Genomic DNA, 21944 nt, shown 5'->3' with positions numbered 1-21944 from the left:
ACTTTTTTAAGTTTTTACAACATTTATCCAAAATACGTTCAAAAAATATTCAAAATATTATTGCATGTTGGGAATATAATGGTATAATTCTAAACAAAGGGAAAGCGCTTACCCTAATTAATTTTCGTTATAGTTAAGGGGAAACGAAGAAAGGGGATCAGATATGGTTGTACATACAAGGAGCCTCCTCGAAATAAAAGGAATTAAAAAAAGCTTCAATCAAAACCATGTCCTAAAGGGGATCGACCTCGATGTAAAAGCTGGTGAAGTTCATGTGTTACTTGGAGAAAACGGAGCAGGCAAATCAACTTTAATCAAAATTTTAACAGGCGCATATCAAAAGGATGCTGGAGAAATTTATTGGGAAGGGAACCTGGTTCACCTAAATAACCCGGTTGATTCAATGGCATTAGGTATTGCGACAATCTATCAGGAACTGAATGTTATTCCAGAACTAAAAGTATATGAAAATATCTTTCTTGGAAGAGAATTAAAACATGGCGGCAAAATGTCCTTACTTAACCGCAGAGCAATGCGAAAAGAAGCAGAGCGCTGTCTGGAGTTGCTTGGCCAGAACCCAAAACTTGCTGATGAACAGCTTGGGAAACTAGGCATTGGGCAACAGCAGCTGATTGAGATTGCGAAAGCGATCGCACTGGATGCGAAATTAATTATTATGGATGAGCCAACTTCCAGCTTAAGCGCCCAGGAAGTAGAACAGTTATATAAGGTTGTTGAAGAACTTAGGAAAAAAGGAATTGGGATTATCTTCATTTCCCATCGTCTTGAAGAAATTAGGCACCTTGGTGATAGGATTACCATTCTGCGCGATGGATTCAAAATTGAAACTTTACCAGTAAAAACAACTGAAACCGACCACTGGATAGAATTAATGGTAGGACGTTCGCTGGATGAAAAGTTTCCAAAGCAATCCTTTAAACTGGGAAAAGAAGGATTCCGTGTTGAAAATTTAGTAGTAGCAGGCACAAAGGAGCCGATCAATTTTTCAGTTCGATATGGCGAAATTGTAGGGATTTCAGGACTGGTTGGTGCAGGACGTACCGAATTGGCCAGAGCGATTTTCGGTGTTGATCACCATAAAGGCGGGAAGGTCTTTATTGATGGCCAGGAAATCCGAATTAAATCTCCACGAGACGCTATCAACGCAGGAATTGCCTTTATAACAGAGGATCGCAAAAGTGAAGGCCTGTTGCTTGATATGACGCTTGACTTTAATATGGCCATAGCTAATATGGATAAGTTTAAAGGAAATACAGGATTGCTCGATCTAAAAGCAATGCGTAGAGAAGCAGTAAATTATGTGAAAGAGCTAAAAATTCGTCCAGGTAACATTGAACTTCACTCTCGGAACTTAAGTGGAGGAAATCAGCAAAAGGTTGTTATCGCCAAGTGGTTATGCACCCAGGCAAAGGTATTTATTTTTGACGAACCGACAAGAGGAATTGACGTAGGTGCTAAAGTCGAAGTCTACCGTTTAATGAACCAGTTAGTTGAAAACGGTTCTATTGTCATAATGATTTCATCAGACCTTCCTGAAATTCTTGGGATGTGTGATCGAGTGTTAGTTATGAGTGAAGGAAAATTAACGGCAGATCTGCCGATTCAAGAAGCTTCACAAGAAAGAATAATGAAAGCGGCTACAGGAGGATGAAAAAATGAGTCAAGTTCAGGTAGTAACAAAATCAGAAACCGAATTAACTAAGGAAAAAAACACATTTAAAAAAGTAATCAGTAAGCTGGGACCTCTATTAGCTCTTATCATCTTGGTTGTAATCCTTACTTCCCTATCAGATAAGTTTTTAACGATTAATAACCTCATGAATATTGCAAGTCAGTCTTCCATTAATGCTCTCCTTGGCATAGGAATGCTTTTGGCAATCTTGACTGCAGGGATTGACTTGTCAGTAGGTGCCATTCTTGCAGTATCAATCATGATTATGGGGATTGTAACCGTTAACATGCACATGAATCCGATTATCGGTATCATTGTTTGTCTTGGTGTTGGCACTTTCTTCGGCTGGATAAATGGAATCTTATTAACAAAACTTCATTTACCACATCCATTCATCTCAACTCTTGGAACACAATTTATAGGCCGTGGAATCGCACTTATTGTAACTGCAGCTGCACCAATTGCCGGTTTCCCGCTTATGATTCAATTTGCAGGAAATCAATTCGTGGGTCCGATTCCAGTAAGCTTTCTTCTAGTAATTGTTGTTTATGTAATCTTTCATATTTTCCTTACAAGAACAAAGACAGGCCGCTATATTTATGCGATTGGTGGTAATCCAGAAGCAGCTCGCCTATCAGGGATCAAGGTAGATCGCGTGCTGATGATCGTTTATTCATTAAGTGGTTTGATGGCTGGTCTTGCAGGGTTAGTAATGGTAGGACGTGTTAACTCAGCATTCCCACTTGCAGGACTTAACTATGAATCTGATGCGATTGCAGCTGTTATCATCGGTGGCGCTAGTTTCTTTGGAGGGGTTGGTACAGTTTCCGGTACATTAATCGGTGCATTAACCATTGCTGTTCTTCGTAATGGTTTAAATCTTCTGAACGTTTCTGCAGACTCACAAATGGCTGTAATCGGTATTGTTATCATTGCAGCAGTTTATGTGGACGTAATCCGTCAACGCAGAGCAAAGAAAAAGTAATTCATTTGTTTCTAGCTTGTCGACAAATATCTATACAAAACGCGACTGCTTAATCACTATGAGGTAATCATAAAACATCATTAAAAACAGGAAAAGTGGAGGAATATATAAATGAATACGAAGAAAATCAAAATAGTTGGTGCTGCTGTAGCCTTATCCTGCATGACATTTATCGCCGGTTGTTCATCAAGTGCTAGTAAAAGCACCAGCGCATCGGCAAGTAATAACAGTAATAAAAGCGTCACTGTTGTATTAAAAACATTATCAAGCCCTTATTGGCAATATGTCCAGGCTGGTGCTGAGGCAGCAGGTAAGAAGCTGGGTGTTAATGTAAATGTAGTAGGACCATCAGCTGAATCACAAGTTATGGAACAAGTTAACATGATTCAAGACCAAATCAGCCAGTCACCAAGTGCACTTGTTGTATCACCATCGCAGCCAACCACGGTGGTACCAGTATTAACTAGTGCAGTAAAAGCGAAAATACCGGTGCTTTTAATTGATTCAGACGCTTCATTTGATGGCAAAACTACCTTCATCGGAACGGATAATGCAACAGCAGGTGCTCAAGCAGGTAAATTGCTTGGTTCCATGCTTCACAAAGGTGATAAGGTGGTCCTTATTGCAGGAGCACTCGGTAACCCTGCGACTGACCAACGGATTAAAGGTGCTAAGAACGAACTTATTAAAGAAGGAATACAAGTCGTTGCGCAACAGCCTGGGGATAGCGACAAAGCAAAAGCGTTGTCTGTAATGGAAAATATTCTTGAGAAACACAGTGATGTAAAAGGTGTATTTGCAGCTAATGATGATATGGCACTTGGAGCATTGCGTGCGGTTCAGGCAAAACACTTGGATATTAAAGTAATCGGTACTGATGGAACTCAAGAAGCAGTTCAATCCATTCTTAGCGGCGGTCTTGCTGGTACTATTGCACAAAGTCCATATAATATGGGATACCAAGGTGTTGAAAATGCTTTAAAAGTAGCTGATGGCAAAAAAATCTCAAACCGTATCGACAGTGGAATTCAAGTTATTACGAAGGATAATGCTCAAAAACAACTTGATTTCTTAAAGAGTATTTCAAAATAATTAGTCCTGGTATTACCCCCAAAATTCCTTCATGGTAAAATGGTATCAGAATAGGACAGTTTAGAAGGAGTTTGAAAGTGGATGAAGCCGACGATTTACGATGTAGCTGAAAAGGCGGGGGTCTCCATTGCAACCGTATCAAAGGTAGTGAATAATTCAGGTCGGATCAGTGAAAAAACCAGGAAAAAAGTGACTGAAATAATGAGGGAACTTGATTATCAACCAAGCAGTGTTGCAGCGGCCTTAACAGGAAAGCAAACCTATACGATTGGAGTTCTTGTTCCTGATATTTCAAATGCCTTCTTTGCAGAAGTTGGGCGGGCGTTGGAAAACAATGCCCGCGAGATGGGTTATGCAATTATGATGTGCAGTACAGATTACCAGATTGAGCGCGAAAAGGAATATTTGGATCTTTTATTAAAAAAGCAAGTTGACGGAATCATTATCGCAACAGAGCAGGAGGATTGGAAGGTATATAAAAATCTACAAAGAAAAAATATACCCCATTTAATGTTTTCAATTGATAACCTCCGTTTTTCATCACACATTGTGACTACTGATGATGTAAGAGGCGGATATATGGCAGGCCGTTATTTATTAGATAAAGGACATACGGATATTGCGATCATAGCCGAATTAAATCGAGCCAGCGGGCGCATGCGTTTAGAGGGATTCAAACAGTCGTTAGCTGGTGAAGGGATTTCGTTAAAGGAAGAATGGACGGTCAACGCGATGTCTACAATTGACGAGGCAAAAATCGCAGCAAGGAAAATATTTTCTTTAAAGGATAGACCTACTGCAGTGTTTGCCTCAACAGATTTGATTGCTGCTATCCTTATTAATGAGTCACGGAAAGTAAATATTCGTATTCCGCAAGATTTATCAATTGTTGGCTTTGATAATACGATTTACGCTGAATTAGCAGACCCAGGTTTAACAACAATTGCTCAGCCGAAGGAAGAATTAGCCCACTATGCGATTGATCAGCTCTTAAAATTAATGAAAGACCCAATGATGCCTCAGCAGCGGATCATGCTCTCACCCATGCTGGTAGAACGTAATTCTGTAAGAAGCTTAAAAAATAAATAAAGGAAAACCAACCGGTTGAGGTCGGATTTTCCTTTATTTTGGGTAAGCGCTTAACCCTATAATATATTTATTTGGAGGAATCATTTCATGACAACATTAACAATTGGAATAATTGGCGCAGGTCGGATTGGGAAATTACATGTAGATAATTTAAGAAAGATACCACAAATTCGCATTAAAAGTGTTTCAGATGTTTTTATAGATCACCTTGAATCATGGGCGAAAGAAAAACAAATTGAGTTTTTAACATCGGATTATCATGAGTTGCTAAATGATCCGGAAATTCAAGCCGTTTTCATTTGTTCACCAACCAATACACACGCTACTATCATTAAAGAAGCAGCTCTAGCTGGCAAAGATATCTTTTGTGAAAAACCGGTTAGCTTTTCAGTGGAGGAAACAGAAGAGGCATTGGCAGTTGTTGAAAAAGCCGGTGTAAAACTGCAAATTGGTTTTAACCGCCGCTATGATCCGAATTTCCGCAAAATTCAAACACTTGTGAAAGACGGCCAAATTGGCGAGCCTCATATTTTAAAAATTACATCTCGTGACCCAGAGCCACCAGGTGTTGACTATGTGAAGGCTTCCGGTGGATTGTTTATGGATATGATGATCCACGATTTCGATATGGCCCGTTATGTAATGGGTAGTGAAGTTGTTGAGGTATCTGCTGCCGGAGCAGTGTTGGTGGATCCGGCAATCGGTGAAGCTGGTGATATTGATACCGCTATCGTTACATTGAAATTTGCAAATGGTGCACTAGGAGTCATTGATAACAGCCGTCAGGCAGTGTACGGGTATGATCAGCGCCTTGAGGTTTTCGGTGCCAAAGGGGCAGCACAAGCCGATAACAATCGTGCCACTAATGTTGAAGTATCAACAGCAGAGAGTGTTACGAAAGAAAAGCCGCTTTACTTTTTCCTTGAGCGTTACAATCAAGCATATATCGATGAAGTGGTAGAATTTGCTTCCGCTATTCTCAAAAATACAGAAGTTGCCTGCACAGGATTTGATGGCTTACAAGCTCAAAAAATTGCAAAGGCAGCAAAAGAATCGCTTGAAAAGGGTGCCCCTGTTCAATTAAATCAGGCTGCTCCAGTCATTTAATAGAAATAAAGAAATAAACTACGAACCTCCTAATAGTAGAAAAGCCATCCGTTTAATCTGATGCAGTTAGGAAGTTTTCTATTAACCTACAAGGCAATGAACCTAATAGGTCAATATTGAAAAACACAGGACAATGAATGATGGAGGATAAGACAATGTTTAACGCAAATCAAGTAAAGTTGGCGATTGCCCCAATCGGCTGGACGAACGATGATATGCCTGAACTCGGAAGTGAAGTGACCTTCGAGCAATGCATAAGTGAAATGGCGCTTTCCGGTTTTTCTGGAAGTGAAGTGGGAAACAAGTATCCGCGAGACACAGAGGTTTTAAAAAAGGCCCTTTCATTAAGAGGATTAGAGATTGCAAGTGCTTGGTTTAGTTCCTTTTTAACTTCAAAACCCTTTGATGAAACCGCAAAAGCTTTTATCGAACATCGTGATTTTCTTCATGAAATGGGCGCAAAAGTCATTGTTGTCTCAGAGCAAGGCAACAGCATCCAAGGCCAAATGGAGACACCGCTATTTGAAAATAAACCTGTAAATACTGAAGAAGAATGGAAGCGTTTGTTAGATGGGTTGTCTCGCCTTGGAGAATTGGCCGCTGAAAAGGGCATGAAAATTGTCTACCATCACCACATGGGGACAGGTGTGCAAACCACAACAGAAATAGACCGCTTAATGGAAGGAACCGACCCCGAAAAGGTATCCCTTCTTTACGATACAGGTCATCTGGTTTTCTCCGGCGAGGATCATTTGGCAGTGTTAAAAAAATACGTTGATCGGATCCATCACGTTCACTTAAAGGATGTCCGTATGGATGTTGTGGAAAAAGTACATAGTGAAAAAATGAGCTTTTTGCAGGCAGTAAAAGCAGGAGTTTTCACCGTACCAGGAGACGGCGTTATTGATTTCAAACCAGTATTTGAAGTGTTAAGTGAAGCAGACTATAAAGGATGGTTTGTAGTCGAGGCCGAACAGGATCCGGCCATTGCCAATCCATTTGAATATGCTGTGAAAGCAAGGAAGTACATCCGAGAAACTGCAGGGCTGTAAAGGGAAAAAATATCTCTCATGTCAAAATAACATTTCATAATAGAACGATAGTGATGAGTATGGGCTGAGGAAGAACTCTTAACGGGTTCTTCCTTGAGGTGCGTCAAGGGGAATCTGCAACATGATTCGTCTAAGAATCTATTGAAAAAAATATGGCTGGCGTCTAGAATGTATTTAAACTATATAAAAAGTGTACAAGAGAAGACGGAATAATGAAGAGATCAATAGACTATAAAAATTGAATAACTAAGATAAGTCGACTAGTCCCTAAGGCTATTCAGTTTTAATTGAAATAATATTAAGCGTTTACAACACTTTGGAAAGGAGTGCTAATATTGGATTTAAATAAATATCTATCCGGAAAAACTTCTTTGAATGATTATGTTCATCGTTTAAACCAAAATGGCGCCTCTTTTCAAATTCATTATTGGGGAGTCATGCCAAAACATTATGACAATCAATTACATAAACATTCTTTTTTCGAAGTGTGTTATGTAGTGGAGGGGGAAGGAGCCTACATAGACGACCAAAATACCTTTACTCTTCAAGAGAATACACTTTTTTTATCGAGACCTGAAATTTTGCACCAAATAAAAAGCGAAAAGGGGCTGTCTCTCTTATACGTTGCCTTTGACCTTCTCGAATCAGAGTCGAATGAAAGCTGGATTAAAATCATGGAGACTGCCAAACAATGCACCGAAGTCATTTTACATGGTAGTGATGAAATGGAAACAGCCTTATTATGGAAATCGCTGCTTATCCAGGCGACAAAGCGCCATAATGAGTTTTTTGAAGAAATGCTTTCAACTATTGCCTATTCTCTTATTCTCTCGATCTTGCAAGACTTTGTTCCCGCTTTGAATAGGAGTAATCATAAACATGATCCTGAACAGCATTCAGTACTCCTTACACAGGCGCAGTTATATATTCATGATAACTTATCAAATTCCTTGAAACTTACAGAAGTAGCCAAACATTTACACATATCCGGAAGACATTTGTCACGAATTTTTGTATCTGAATTGGGAGTCAGTTTTTCAAAGTATGTTCAAGATGAACGAATAAAAAAGGCCATGATTTTACTCAAAAAATCGAATTTATCGTTAAAAGAAATTGCGGAGGAAACGGGTTTTATGAATGTTCATTATTTTACCCGTGTGTTTACATCGATGATGCAAACATCACCAGGAAGGTTTCGATCTATCTTTGTAGACAAAAATACAACTACATATTCACATAGCTGACACCTCCATTTATGTTGGGGGTGTTTTTGTATTGAAAAATAAATTATTAAATCAAAGATGTCCTTAAAGTATAAAAACATGTCTTTAAAATTTAATTACTATTCTGGACTCCTTTTATATAATTAGCTATGTAAACAAGGTCATTCCAATATCGTAGAAGGTGATTCATTGAAAAATAAAGACATGAAAAAATGAAAACGAATTCTCTGGAAACTAGTTATTTTGTAAGATGTCCTTATATGTAAAAACAAACACTTGTAGTTAAAAATTGATTTATTCATACACAGCGATCATAACAAGGAGGAAAGAATTCGATGAAATTATCATATGTAACAGATAGCTTAGGCCACTTGCCGTTTGAAAAAATGCTGGATACGGTGGCTGAAATGGGGATTGATACCATTGAGATGACAACAGGTGGTTGGTCACCAGCTCCACATTTGCGTTTAAACGAATTGCTGGAAAGTGAAGCAAAAAGAAGTGAATTTCTAGGAGAATTAGAAAAGCGGAATATTAAGCTTTGCGCATTAAATTGTTCCGGGAATCCATTAGATCCAGGTGAGCTTGGCAAAGAGCACAGAGAAGTAACCGAAAAAACAATGGAATTAGCCGGATTACTTGGTGTGAAGAAGGTCATTATGATGAGCGGTCTGCCGGCAGGAAGCCCGGAAGATAAAATTCCTAACTGGATTACCTATACAGTGAGCTGGCCTCCAGTTTTAAAGGATATATTGGATTATCAATGGAATGAAGTCGCAATCCCATATTGGAAAGAGTTAGTGAAAAAAGCGGAAGCATGCGGTGTTGAAAAAATTGCCCTAGAAAATTTCAGTTCGATGTTGGTTTATAATCCGGAAACATTATTTAGATTACGGAATGCCGTTGGACCTATGGTTGGTTTGAATTTAGACCCAAGCCATTTAATATGGATGGGTGCTGACCCAATCTTGTCAGCCAGAGAACTGGGAGCAGCGATACACCATGTTCATGGTAAAGATGTAAGAATTGAACGACATTTATCAGCTGTTAATGGTGTATTGGAAACAAAAGAGGTGACCGATACAGCCAATAGAGCATGGAATTATGTAGCTGTCGGCTGCGGTCAAGATTTGCAATGGTGGAAAGAATTCTTCTCTGTTGTACGCATGATGGGCTATAACGGTGAAGTTTCCTTGGAAATGGAAGATCTAACCATGTCCGTTGAGGCAGGAATTAAAACGTCGATTGATGCTTTAAAACAAACACTTAGCTTTTAATTTCACAGAAATTTCTGAAATCAAATAAAAATTGTTTAATTGAGAGGAGTTTTTACGATGTTAAATGGAGAGAAAAAGATTGCAAGACCACTACGCTGGGCTATGGTAGGAGGCGGAAGAACGGGACAGGTTGGTTACAAACACCGTATTGGTGCACTAAGAGATAATACCGCTTTTCAATTAGTAGCAGGTGCCTTTGATATTGATGCTGAAAGAGGCAAGGACTTTGGTGTCAATCTTGGAGTAAATGAAAACCGTTGTTACCCTGATTATCAAACATTGTTTGCAGAAGAAGCGAAACGTGAGGATGGTATTGAGGTTGTATCCATTGCCACTCCTAACGGAACCCACTATGAAATTACGAAAGCAGCATTGGAAGCCGGTTTACATGTGATTTGTGAAAAACCTTTGTTCTTTACCGTGGCAGAAGGTGAGGAGATTAAAGCTCTAGCAGAAAAACTAGGAAAAATTGTCGGAGTTACATATGGTTTTTCTGGAAATCAGTTGCTACTTCAAATGCGAGCAATGATTGAACAAGGCAAAATTGGTGATATTCGTGTGGTTGATTTACAGTACACTCATGGTTTTAGTGCAACTGAACAAGGGGATAGAACAAATGCTGCCCAAAAATGGCGTGTGGATCCTAAGGTTGCTGGACCAAGCTTTGTTTTGGGAGACCTATCCACGCACACTTATTATATGTCCGAATTGATTATGCCGCAAATGAAGATTAAAAAATTATTATGTGATCGGCAGAGCTTTGTTGGAAGCCGTTACCCTCTAGAGGATAATGCTTTTGTTATGATGCAATATGAAAATGGTGCAGTAGGCAGACTATGGACATCTTCGATCAATGCAGGATGTATGGACGGTCACAGAATTCGCATTGTTGGCTCTAAAGCAAGCCTAGAATGGTGGGATAGCAAACCAAATGAACTTAGATACGAAGTGCAGGGAGAACCTATTCAAACCTTAATTCGTGCCATGCCATACTTGGATGAAACATGTAATGCGGATGAGCGTTTAGGTGCATTGCATCAAGAAGGATTAACCGAATCTTGGGCAAATATTTATCTGAAATTTGCCATTGCCATTGATGCCAAAAATCGCGGTGATGAGGAAACATTGAAAAATCTCGTATACCCTGATATTAATGCTGGAATTGAAGGGATTCGCTGGATTGAAAACTGTGTGCGCTCTGCAGACAATGGATCCGTTTGGGTGGAATACGAAAGCAAAAAACCTCAGCTAGTGTAAATTAAACAGCATCGTTATAAAAGAATGACCTCTAGGACCGGGGACAATTACCATAGTTTGTTCCCCGGTTAGAATAAAATATATCTTTTATCTTTTTACACAAAATGAAAGCGTTTTAAAATAATCCCGAATTCCATTCTGATTTCATCAAAGAATCTGTCAGAAGAAATTTGTTAAAAAAACAATTAGACAAAGGGGAATATTTAACATGCCAAATCTCAACGTTTCAGAGAATCCAGTTCAACTGGAACATGTTCAGGAAAAGAACCCAAAAAAGTTCTTGAAATTAATTACGACTGTATCAACCTTTGGGGGGCTATTATTTGGATATGATACAGGAGTCATTAATGGAGCACTTCCATTTATGGCCAAACCAGACCAATTAAATCTTAATGCTTTTACAGAAGGGCTAGTAGCGAGTTCATTAATCTTAGGTGCTGCTTTTGGTTCCATAACGGGCGGCCGGTTATCTGATAAAAAAGGACGCAGAAGCCTCATTATGTATCTAGCTATCTTATTTTTATTTTCAACCATAGGCTGCGTTCTTGCACCAAATGCATCCATCATGATTATTTTCCGCTTTTTGCTGGGGCTTGCTGTTGGTGGTTCTTCCGTAATCATCCCATCCTATCTTGCAGAAATGTCTCCTTCGGACCGAAGGGGCATGATGGTTACGCGAAATGAATTGATGATCGTAACGGGGCAGTTTCTAGCTTATATCTTTAATGCCGTTATCGGAAATGTCTTTGGTGATACAGGACATGTTTGGCGTTACATGTTAGTCATTGCAACATTACCAGCAGTAGCTTTATGGATTGGCGTGGTTATTTTACCAGAAAGTCCTCGCTGGTTAGCATCAAAAGGAAGAATGGCTGATGCACTAAAAGTGCTTCAAATGATTCGTCATGAGAGTATCGCCCAACAAGAATTAAATGAAATAAAAGCACATATCCAAGCAGAGCAAAAAATGGAAAAAGGATCACTAAAAGATTTAAGAATACCTTGGATTCGAAAGATGGTATTAATAGGAGTTATCATTGGATCCATATCTCAGTTAGTTGGTATTAACTCGATTATGTATTACGGAACGCAAATTCTTGAAAGTTCCGGTTTTGGAACCAAAACAGCTTTGATTGCCAACGTGGCAAATGGCTTAATCGCTGTTGTTGCGGTAATCGTTGGTATGTCCCTCACGAACAAAGTTAACAGACGGTCCATGCTGCTTACAGGCTTAACGGGTGTAACAGTTGTTTTAATTACGATTGGCATTTCTACTTTCGCACTTGCTGGTTCACCTGCCTTGCCATTTGTCGTATTATCATTGACAGTTCTATATTTAGCCTTCTTCCAAGGGGCAATTGGTCCTTTAGGATGGCTGATTATTGCTGAAACTTCTCCTGCTCGCATACGTGGTGTTGGGATGGGAATTGCTACATTATTCTTATGGCTTTGTAATTTTATAGTAGGACTACTGTTCCCTACTCTTTTAAACACACTCGGACTTTCAGGAACATTCTTCTTATTTGCTGTGTTTGGGTTTATTGGGGTCGTGTTTGTAGCGAAAAACTTACCAGAGACAAGAGGTCTTTCTCTTGAACAAATAGAAGAAAATTTTAAAATGAAGGCATAGAATAGTAGTATTGGAGCATGTGATTGTATACGTTTCAAAGTTAAACGTATACATGTTCATTTAATAGGGTCCCTTTCGTGCAGACAATAAAAACGTCTTCATGAAAAGGACCTTTTTAAATTTTTTGATAAATTTTGAAAACAACTATTGACTGAAAACGTTTTTAATATTAATATTTACCCATAGATTATTCAACAGTTAACCAAAAAGTAAATTGTTGAATCACTTTTCTTTAAAATTGCTAGAGAGGGGGGCTGGATAAAGTGAACTCTTTATTGATTTTATAGACTGAATAGTATAAACTATTATCAAAAGCGCATACGTATGCGTAGTCTAATAAAAATAGATCATAAAGAGGCGAAAATGCTATTATGGTAATCACCACGAAAGATATTGCAAAAATGGCAAATGTAAGTCAATCTACTGTCTCCAGATGTTTAAATGACAGTCCCATGATTTCAGAGAAGACCAAGAGAAAAGTTTGGAAAATCGCACAAGAGCATGGCTTTCAATTTAATGCTAATGCAAGAAGCTTAAGCGCGAATAAAACCAATACAATAGGTGTCATCTTACCCAAGAGTTTATTTGGACAGGGTATAGAAGTGTACTTTAGCTCATGGCAGAATGAAATTATCGAAACTCTTGAACAGATGCAAATGGATGTTATTAGCTCATTTTTTGAGAACAGGTTTACAGAACAAAATAATATCGAAAGATTCATTGTTGCAAAGAAAGTAGATGGACTGATTATTATGGAGCCGTCTTTAGATGATAAATCCATAGAAGCACTAGAAAAAACGGAAGTTCCTTTCATATTCTGCAAGTATTTACCACCCTTTTATAAAACAAAGGATGTAGATTTTGTTTGTGTTGATCAGTATAAAGGTGGGTATATTGCGGGTGATCACTTAATTAAACTAGGGCATAGGAACATCATGTGTTTGTCAGCTAATATCAGCGGCGGCGAGTTTGAACAACGGACTGAAGGCTTTAAAGCAGCGTTTCGAGACCATCATCTTCAGTATGATGATGAGAAATTATTTTATGGTGACACGACATTTCAATCGGGGTACCATTTGATAAAGGAAAATGCGGATATTTTAAAAGATGTGACAGCCATTTTTGCTCAGAATGATCTGATGGCACTGGGGGCAATCTCGGCATTGCAGGAACAGGATATAAAGGTTCCTAATGAGATAGCCGTTATAGGATTTGATGATATTGAGTTATGTACTTTCTATAAACCATATCTATCTACCATCCATCAACCTATAAAAGAAATTGCCACACTAACATGTAAACGGTTATTAGAGAAACTAAATTCGACATCCACCATGAAACAAAAACTAGAAATTAGTCCTACATTAGTGATCAGAGATTCTTGCGGAGGAAAAGTCTAACTTACTCCTTTTTCTCTCTTAACAATGCAAGCGTATGCATAAACCCCTAAGATTCTTCTAATAGATGAAAATTAGTAACTTACTATTTTTTAAGGAGCAAAATGCAACCGTATGCATTAAACGAAGCTAATTAGAAGGATATCTATGAAAACTAGTAAAAAGGCATGATTAAATTAACCGTTTTTTTAAAATCAAAAATGCAAGCGTATGCGCAATGATGAAGGATACTTTGATGGGTAATCATGATTGTTTGATTGTATCGTATGTGTTGTGGTCAAAATAGCTAGCTTTATTTTAAAAAAATCATTGTTATGGAGCCTAAGAAGACCCTAAGAATCATACATAAATGGCTCGAAAGTTCATATTTAACATTAAAATGTGGGGGAGAAATACTTATGGCAAATCAGGTAACTGAGAAGGGGCGTACTCCAAAGGCATTTTTACGGATTATTACTTTAGTATCGACATTCGGGGGACTGCTGTTTGGATATGATACGGGTGTCATCAACGGTGCACTTCCATATATGGCGAAACCCGACCAGCTTAATCTTACTCCGTTAACAGAAGGACTTGTTACGAGTTCACTTCTTCTCGGAGCTGCGCTTGGGGCAGTGTTTGGCGGTAGGCTGTCAGACCGTAACGGCCGACGAAAGAATATTCTTAGTCTGGCATTATTATTCTTTATTGCAGCGCTAGGATGTACCTTTTCACCCAATGCAGGTATTATGCTTGTTTTTCGTTTTCTACTTGGCCTGGCTGTCGGAGGAGCCTCCGTTACAGTCCCAACCTTTTTAGCCGAAATGGCACCAGTCGAAAGGCGGGGCAGGTTGGTTACTCAGAATGAGTTAATGATTGTAACTGGACAATTTCTAGCTTTTGCTCTTAATGCCACGATTGCTTCAACACTAGGAGAAAATGATCATGTTTGGCGTTACATGCTAGTAGTAGCAACACTTCCGGCAGTTGTCCTTTGGTTTGGAATGCTAATCGTACCTGAAAGCCCGCGCTGGTTGGCTGCGCATGGCAAAGTAGGGGAAGCATTACGTGTCCTCCAACAAGTACGTGAAGAAAATAGGGCCCAAGCAGAATTGCAAGAAATTAAAGCTGCAATTGCTACAGAATCTGAAATCCAGAAAGCAACAATGAAAGATTTAAACGTGCCTTGGGTGCGACGCATCGTTGTTCTTGGGATTGGAATTGCCATGTCGTCACAACTTACAGGCGTCAATTCGATTATGTATTATGGTTCCGAAATTCTGAAAGAAGCAGGGTTTGCTACAAAGGCCGCTCTTATCGGTAATGTTGCAAATGGAGTCATCTCGGTATTGGCAACTTTCGTCGGAATTTGGCTGCTTGGAAAAGTGGGACGTCGATCCATGATGTTATGGGGGTTAACTGGAACAACAACGGTACTTTTACTTATTGGGGTGTTTTCTTCCCTTCTGAAAGGGAATGAATCCCTTCCATATGTAATCCTTTCCCTGACCGTCACGTTTCTAGCAATCATGCAAGGAGCCATTGGACCGGTATTATGGGTCTCACTTTCAGAGATATTCCCGTTAAGACTGAGAGGTCTCGGCATGGGGATCAGCGTTTTCTTTCTCTGGATAACCAATTTCGTCATTGGTCTCTTGTTCCCAATTCTAATCCAAAAAGTTGGTTTATCAGGAACATTCTATGCTTTCGCGGCAATAGGGTTGGTATCTATCATTTTTATTTGGAAAACGATGCCTGAAACAAAGGGTCGCTCTCTTGAGGAGATTGAAAGTTATTTCCGCACCTATGATGAAGTTCATGTTGATGAGAAAACTGCAGCATCAAAATAACAACTTCTGTTGTCTAAAAAGAAAAAAGGCGAGTTACATATAAATATGTATGCGTCTACAAAAATCTTGTGTTTGATAGATTGCTAACTTTCCTATAAAAATACTAGTGAGATTTTTTATAGGAAAGTGCTTAATATAAGAAAATTATTAATAAGGAGTGTTTATTGTGGAATTAAAGATTGGAGTTATTGGTACAGGTGCAATTGGGATGGATCATATTCAAAGACTTACATATAAAACAAAGGGAGCAAAGGTCGTTGCAGTCTCTGATATTAATGTGGAAAGAGCGCAACAAATTGCTCAAGAGGTTGGAGCTAAATTTGTCGAATCTGGAGAAGAGCTAATCAGATTGCCTGAGGTTGATGCAGTAGTCGTTACCTCTTGGGATCCAACACATGAGGGGTACGTCTTAGAAGCTATAAAAAATAAAAAATATGTATTTTGTGAAAAACCTTTAGCTGTTGAAGTGGAGGGCTGTAAAAGAATCGTTGATGAAGAAATAAAACTAGGGAAAAAATTAGTTCAAGTAGGATATATGAGAAGATATGACCAAGGATACGAAGAAATAAAAGAATTGCTTGATAATAGAAAACTTGGAGAAGTATTAATGCTTCACTGTGCTCACCGAAATCCTGGCGTAGATGAAAGCTATACGACCCCTATGGCTGTTGAAAATTCAGTTGTTCATGAAATTGATGTATTAAGATGGTTACTGAAAGAGAACTATGTAGCGGCACAAGTGATATTGCCAAAAAGAACCTCAAGTGCACATAAGGACTTACATGATCCTCAGATTGTCATTTTAGAAACAGAGTCGGGCATCCATATTGATATTGAAATCTTTGTAAATTGCCATTACGGATATGATATCAAATGTGAAGTAATGTGTGAAAATGGAATGGTATCTCTAACCGATCCAGCTTTTTCAAGTGTTCGTACGGAAGGGAAAGATTTTACAAAAGTATCATCCGATTGGAAGGATCGCTTTGTAAAGGCATATGATAGAGAGTTTCAGCTTTGGGTTGATTCCGTGAAAGCAGATGAATTAAATGGACCTAATGCTTGGGATGGATATGTGGCGGCGATTACTTCTACGGCTTGTTCAAAGGCAAGAGATACCGGGGAACGTGTACAAATTCAACTGGATGAATGTCCAGCTTTATATAAAAATAGCTTAGTTTTGGCATAAAAATAAACTAGATTGAGAGAGGTTTTTAACATGAGATTGTCATATGTAACGGATAGCTTAGGCCATTTGCCTTTTGAAAAAATGTTAGATACTGTCGCTGAAATGGGTATTGATACTATTGAGATGACAACGGGAGGCTGGTCACCGGCTCCACATTTGCGTTTAAATGAATTGCTGGAAAGTGAAGCAAAAAGAAGTGAATTTTTAGGTGAATTAGAAAAGCGGAATATTAGGCTTTGCGCATTGAATTGTTCCGGGAATCCTTTAGATCCAGGTGAACTTGGCAAAGAGCACCGAGACGTAACTGAAAAAACAATGGAATTAGCCGGTTTACTTGGTGTGAAGAAGGTCATTATGATGAGCGGTCTGCCGGCAGGAAGCCCGGAAGATAAAATCCCTAACTGGATTACTTATACAGTCAGCTGGCCCCCTGTATTAAAAGAGATTTTGGATTATCAATGGAATGAAGTAGCTATCCCATATTGGAAAGAGTTAGTGAAAAAAGCTGAATCATGCGGTGTTGAAAAAATTGCCCTGGAAAATTTTAGTTCGCAATTAGTTTATAATCCAGCAACATTATTTAGATTGCGGAATGCAGTCGGACCTATGGTTGGTTTGAATTTAGACCCAAGCCATTTAATCTGGATGGGGGCAGATCCAATCATTGCAGCAAGAGAATTAGGAGCTGCCATTCACCATGTTCACGGTAAAGATGTAAGACTTGAAAGACATTTATCTGCTATAAATGGCGTATTGGAAACAAAAGAAGTTACGGATATAGCAAATAGAGCATGGAATTATGTGGCTGTCGGCTGCGGCCGGGACTTGCAATGGTGGAAAGAATTCTTCTCTGTTGTTCGCATGATGGGATATAACGGTGAAGTGTCACTTGAAATGGAAGATCTAACAATGTCCGTTGAGGCAGGTATCAGAACATCAGTGGATGCTTTAAGACAAACTCTTAGTTTTTGAGATTAACCTTTATTCTCGATTTAGATGGAGTTATTAAAATAGAATTACACCTAATAGAGTAGAGATGGTCATGACATCTCTACTTTTTTAGGTGGGACATTCAGTATTTATATCTTTGAAGGGGAGTGCTCTTGTTGGATTTAAATAAATTTGTATCTGGAAAAAGTTCGCTGAATGAATATGTTCATCATTTAAATCAAAATGGTGCGTCTTTTCAAGTGCATTATTGGGGAGTAATGCCGAAGCATTATGACAATCCATTACATAAACATTCCTTTTTTGAAGTTTGCTTTGTGGTTGACGGGGAAGGAACTTATATAGAAGATAATAGTAGTCATCCGCTCCATAAGAACACACTTTTTTTATCACGGCCAGAAGTTTTACATCAAATAAAAAGTGAGGAAGGTCTATTCCTACTCTATGTTGCATTTGAATTAATGGAATCTGAATCAAGTGAAGAATGGATAAGGATTATAGAAGCGGCTAAACAACAACAGGTGGTAGTTTTACATCATAGTGATGATATACCCACTACTTTACTTTGGAAATCGTTGCTGATCCAAGCAACAATGAAAGAACATTCTTTTTTCGAAGAAATGCTATCAAGCATGGCACATTCCCTTATCCTTTCTATAATAGAAAATTTTGTTCCACCATTAAATCATATGAAACAACGCATGGTTCCAGAGGGATATTCTTTACTCCTGACTCAAGCAAAATTATATATACATGATAATTTATCAAGTCCCTTAAAACTGACAGAAGTAGCTAAACATTTGCACATATCAGGAAGGCATTTATCACGAATATTTATGTCAGAGTTAGGCGTAAGTTATTCCAAGTATGTTTTGGATGAAAGAATCAAAAAAGCTGTCACCTTACTTAAGAAGTCGAATTTATCATTAAAAGAAATTGCTGAGGAAACCGGTTTTATTTCTGTCCAATATTTTACTCGTGTTTTTACTACGATGATGCAGATCTCACCTGGACGTTTTCGTTCAGTGTTTGTGGATGAAAAAACAACTATATTTTGTGCTAATTGACACCACTTTGATGAGTAAGAAAAATGCTGTTGCTGAACTTAAAAATAAATAAATAACATAACACGGAGATGGTCTAGAGGGCCGCTCCGTGTTTTTTTGTATAGGCTTTGTTAGATGAGATTATTTTTGTTTTACTTAAATCAGACATACTTTCATAAAAAACGATCCTTGCCTCTCCATAATGATCCATTGAATTGTTAAAAGATTGCATTGTATGTTTAAGGAATTCCATTATTCTTTTCATCATGATTCCTCCATAGGAATAATTTGGTTAATTTAATAATGGACCTTGTGAGTCTCTTTAGCAATCATGATGAAAACGAAAACATGTATGAAAAAAACGCTGACATTCATCATGAAAACGTGTAAATATGAGTTATTCTTACTATTTCTCTTTTTTTTACATGTTCAATAAATAATGAATGAATGCAAATTTTTAACTCTTTAAATCTTTGATTTTAGCAGATGAGCTTCACATGCAATCGACGAGGATGAGGCATTTGCCCTTTAATTTCTATAATTCTAGACAAATACCCAAGAACTTTTACCCAAACATGCATATGCTCTAATGTAAAATGAAATGAGGAGGATGAATGCTTGTATGATTAACGCCTATAATGAGAGGGTTGGTTTAGGTGGACCAGGATCAGGTTTTGGTGTTGCACCAGGACTTGGTTTTGGAGCTCCAGGCTATCCGCATCCGCACCCACACTACCCGTACTACCATCATCACTACCCGTACTATCATCAACACTATCCGTACTACCACTATCCGTACCACCACCACCACTACCCGTATTAAAATTTGCTAATAAACTTGCCGTTCAAATAAAAAGGAACAGAAACTTCTGCGAAACAGGCGTGTTTCTACACGAGTAGAATCGCCTGTTTCTTGTTGGGAATTTGAAGGTTTTTGATTTATGGCTGAAGGATACTGCATAAAATGACAATTTGTTCAGACACCCTTAATTTTTTAAATTTAAAAATTTGATAATATCTTCAACGAGTAGTTCCTTTAGATTGTTTCTGTATAGGTTACTGGATAAGCGAACAGGAAAGGAGGAAAATGAATTGTTTGGATATGGTTATGGCGGATACGGCGGATGTTGCGGTTGGGGATACGGCTGTGGTTTCGTTTTAATCGTTGTTTTGTTTATCTTGCTGATTATTGTAGGAGCAACGGTCTGGTACTAATTAAAAATACAAAAAAAGCCCTTAAGTGGGCTTTTTTTGTGTCTGAAACATTCATCAGCAAGATGTATGTGTAAGGGGAAGTCTATGGAGATTTGACTTGATTGTAATTAATAAAGTGCTCCCTGTGGTGGACGGGGATGAGCTGGAAGCTGCACTCCCTGAGGTGGATGCGGTTGAGCTGGAAGCTGCACTCCCTGAGGTGGATGTGGTTGAGCTGGAAGCTGCACTCCCTGAGGTGGATGCGGATGAGCTGGAAGCTGCACTCCCTGAGGTGGATGCGGATGAGCTGGAAGCTGCACTCCCTGAGGTGGATGTGGTTGAGCTGGAAGCTGTACTCCCTGTGGTGGGTGCGGTTGAGCTGGAAGCTGCACTCCCTGAGGTGGATGCGGTTGAGCTGGAAGCTGTACTCCCTGAGGTGGATGCGGATGAGCTGGAAGCTGCACTCCCTGAGGTGGATGCGGTTGAGCTGGAAGCTGCACTCCCTGTGGTGGATGTGGTTGAGCTGGAAGCTGCACTGGGTATGGTGGGTATAGATGTGGAATGCCAGGTGCTCCAAAACCGATACCAGGAAAATAACCATAGCCTGAGCCTGGTCCGCCTAATCCAATTCCGGGATAAAACCATAAACCCAGTCCAGGTTCACCAAATCCCAAACCAGGATAAAAACCATAACCTGAGCCTGGTCCACCCAGACCAAAGCCAGGATAAATCCTTTCATCTGTTGGATAAGCAATATAATATTCATTTATATATGGAATCACAATTATCCTCCTCATTTAATCTTACTTTAGAGCATATTCATTCCCGGAAGAAAGGTCTTGGGTAATTGCCTAAATTATAATTATTTGTGTGATATATGAAGATTTTAATAACATTAAATTATTTTTTATACAAATCACTTTTTTAGGTTTTGTTTAATCTGAACTTCATTTATTTTGATTAAACTTACAAAGTAGATGGTGAAGAATTGTCCTGTGCGAAACGTTTTCTTATAAGTGCCGAAGCACGAAATAGGAGGATTGCCGAAATGGTATTACAACTGATTAATCTAAACCTGGAATGAAAGCCGTCATGTTGAGCTGAAACGAGTTATCTGATACTCCTACATGCACGAAATGGTAGTAGCCTGAACGTGTATGTAGCTAGGTGAAGTGGGCTTGGGCAGTTTAATTAAACAACAATATCATTAAAAAGAGGATTTTTAGCTTTCGTAAAGAAAGAGTAAATAATAAGTAGTGAGGGGATGAAGAAAATTTGGGAGCAAGTAACCATACCATTCAGATAAAGCCTTGGGAGGATAATGACCTTGAATTACTTTTTCTAATAAACGCTCCAGAAATGATGCAGCATCTCGGAGGTCCAGAGAGTAAAGAGCAGATTTTGAATCGACATAAACGTTATCTTGAGCTTGGTAATCGAGGACGTATGTTCAGCATTAAATTATTACCAGAATTAGAACCAGTAGGTTCTGTGGGTTATTGGCAAACTACTTTGAATAATGAGAGTGTATATGAAACTGGATGGAGCGTTTTACCCTCTTATCAAGGGAAAGGAATAGCTACAGAATCGGTAAAGTTAGCAATTGAAGAAGCATCTATTCAGAACAAATATAAATATATTCACGCATTCCCATCGATTGAAAATTCATCTTCAAATGCAATTTGCCGGAAGCTCGACTTTCAGTTTATCTCTGAATGCGAATTTGAATATCCCCCAGGAAACTTTATGCGATGCAATAATTGGCGTTATAACTTAATTGAACAATAGCTGATTTTTCAGTTCTTAATTTTTATAAAAGCTTGTAAAGAAATGTAATTAAGCTACCATGAAAATTAACTTCTGTAAGGACCGAAAAATGGCAACACTTAAATAGACGCAGCTCATTCAACTTTTTTAAAAGGGTAGGAGCGTCTGA

19 protein-coding genes are annotated in these 21944 nt (G+C 38.7%); 18 read left to right on the top strand and 1 reads right to left on the bottom strand.

Annotation, left to right across the window (positions count from 1 at the left end):
- Positions 1-163: 163 nt before the first annotated feature.
- From JOC76_RS26700 to JOC76_RS26630, 15 genes are all read left to right on the top strand, one after another.
- On the top strand, positions 164-1672 hold the full coding sequence (locus tag JOC76_RS26700; protein ID WP_205181842.1) for a sugar ABC transporter ATP-binding protein: 1509 nt from the start codon (positions 164-166) through the stop codon (positions 1670-1672).
- A 4-nt stretch (positions 1673-1676) separates the two neighbouring features.
- The gene (locus JOC76_RS26695; RefSeq protein WP_205181841.1) at positions 1677-2678 is read left to right on the top strand and encodes an ABC transporter permease; all 1002 of its coding nucleotides are present in this window, start codon (positions 1677-1679) and stop codon (positions 2676-2678) included.
- A gap of 111 nt (positions 2679-2789) precedes the next feature.
- Entirely contained in the window at positions 2790-3770 is a 981-nt protein-coding gene (locus JOC76_RS26690; protein ID WP_205181840.1) for a sugar ABC transporter substrate-binding protein, read from the top strand.
- A gap of 81 nt (positions 3771-3851) precedes the next feature.
- Positions 3852-4859 (top strand): LacI family DNA-binding transcriptional regulator, encoded by a 1008-nt coding sequence (locus JOC76_RS26685; protein ID WP_205181839.1) that lies wholly within the window; start codon positions 3852-3854, stop codon positions 4857-4859.
- Positions 4860-4946: 87 nt separating this feature from the next.
- The gene (gene iolG / locus JOC76_RS26680) at positions 4947-5966 is read left to right on the top strand and encodes an inositol 2-dehydrogenase (protein WP_205181838.1); all 1020 of its coding nucleotides are present in this window, start codon (positions 4947-4949) and stop codon (positions 5964-5966) included.
- 155 nt (positions 5967-6121) lie between these two features.
- A complete protein-coding gene (gene iolE, locus JOC76_RS26675) occupies positions 6122-7018 on the top strand; it encodes a myo-inosose-2 dehydratase (protein ID WP_205181837.1) in 897 nt (298 codons plus the stop codon).
- A 335-nt stretch (positions 7019-7353) separates the two neighbouring features.
- A complete protein-coding gene (locus JOC76_RS26670; RefSeq protein ID WP_205181836.1) occupies positions 7354-8262 on the top strand; it encodes an AraC family transcriptional regulator in 909 nt (302 codons plus the stop codon).
- A gap of 314 nt (positions 8263-8576) precedes the next feature.
- On the top strand, positions 8577-9518 hold the full coding sequence (locus tag JOC76_RS26665) for a sugar phosphate isomerase/epimerase family protein (protein ID WP_205181835.1): 942 nt from the start codon (positions 8577-8579) through the stop codon (positions 9516-9518).
- A 57-nt stretch (positions 9519-9575) separates the two neighbouring features.
- Complete coding sequence (locus tag JOC76_RS26660) at positions 9576-10775, top strand: Gfo/Idh/MocA family protein (RefSeq protein WP_205181834.1); 1200 nt, start codon at positions 9576-9578, stop codon at positions 10773-10775.
- Positions 10776-10983: 208 nt separating this feature from the next.
- Entirely contained in the window at positions 10984-12405 is a 1422-nt protein-coding gene (locus JOC76_RS26655; protein WP_205181833.1) for a sugar porter family MFS transporter, read from the top strand.
- Between the two features lie 371 nt (positions 12406-12776).
- Positions 12777-13805: a LacI family DNA-binding transcriptional regulator gene (locus JOC76_RS26650; protein ID WP_205181832.1), complete on the top strand. Its 1029-nt coding sequence runs from the start codon at positions 12777-12779 to the stop codon at positions 13803-13805.
- Positions 13806-14200: 395 nt separating this feature from the next.
- Positions 14201-15631 carry a sugar porter family MFS transporter gene (locus JOC76_RS26645; RefSeq protein ID WP_205181831.1) on the top strand — a complete coding sequence of 477 codons (1431 nt, stop codon included), beginning with the start codon at positions 14201-14203 and terminating at the stop codon, positions 15629-15631.
- A 166-nt stretch (positions 15632-15797) separates the two neighbouring features.
- Positions 15798-16820, top strand: a complete 1023-nt coding sequence (locus tag JOC76_RS26640) for a Gfo/Idh/MocA family protein (protein WP_205181830.1) — start codon at positions 15798-15800, stop codon at positions 16818-16820.
- Positions 16821-16850: 30 nt separating this feature from the next.
- Positions 16851-17792, top strand: a complete 942-nt coding sequence (locus JOC76_RS26635; RefSeq protein ID WP_205181829.1) for a sugar phosphate isomerase/epimerase family protein — start codon at positions 16851-16853, stop codon at positions 17790-17792.
- 134 nt (positions 17793-17926) lie between these two features.
- Positions 17927-18835 (top strand): AraC family transcriptional regulator, encoded by a 909-nt coding sequence (locus JOC76_RS26630; RefSeq protein ID WP_205181828.1) that lies wholly within the window; start codon positions 17927-17929, stop codon positions 18833-18835.
- A 73-nt stretch (positions 18836-18908) separates the two neighbouring features.
- Here JOC76_RS26630 and JOC76_RS26625 read toward each other — a convergent pair whose 3' ends face one another.
- The gene (locus JOC76_RS26625) at positions 18909-19079 is read right to left on the bottom strand and encodes a hypothetical protein (RefSeq protein WP_205181827.1); all 171 of its coding nucleotides are present in this window, start codon (positions 19077-19079) and stop codon (positions 18909-18911) included.
- Between the two features lie 827 nt (positions 19080-19906).
- Between JOC76_RS26625 and JOC76_RS26620 the strand changes: the two genes are divergently transcribed.
- From JOC76_RS26620 to JOC76_RS26610, 3 genes are all read left to right on the top strand, one after another.
- Positions 19907-20029 carry a YjcZ family sporulation protein gene (locus JOC76_RS26620; RefSeq protein ID WP_205181826.1) on the top strand — a complete coding sequence of 41 codons (123 nt, stop codon included), beginning with the start codon at positions 19907-19909 and terminating at the stop codon, positions 20027-20029.
- 97 nt (positions 20030-20126) lie between these two features.
- Positions 20127-20855, top strand: coding sequence for a hypothetical protein (locus JOC76_RS26615; protein WP_205181825.1), 729 nt, complete (start codon positions 20127-20129; stop codon positions 20853-20855).
- Between the two features lie 428 nt (positions 20856-21283).
- Positions 21284-21796, top strand: a complete 513-nt coding sequence (locus tag JOC76_RS26610) for a GNAT family N-acetyltransferase (RefSeq protein WP_205181824.1) — start codon at positions 21284-21286, stop codon at positions 21794-21796.
- The last annotated feature ends 148 nt before the right edge of the window (positions 21797-21944 follow it).

The sequence above is a fragment of the Neobacillus cucumis genome, assembly GCF_016908975.1.
GTDB lineage: Bacteria > Bacillota > Bacilli > Bacillales > Cytobacillaceae > Neobacillus > Neobacillus cucumis.
This window is presented reverse-complemented; position numbering and strand designations above follow the sequence as displayed.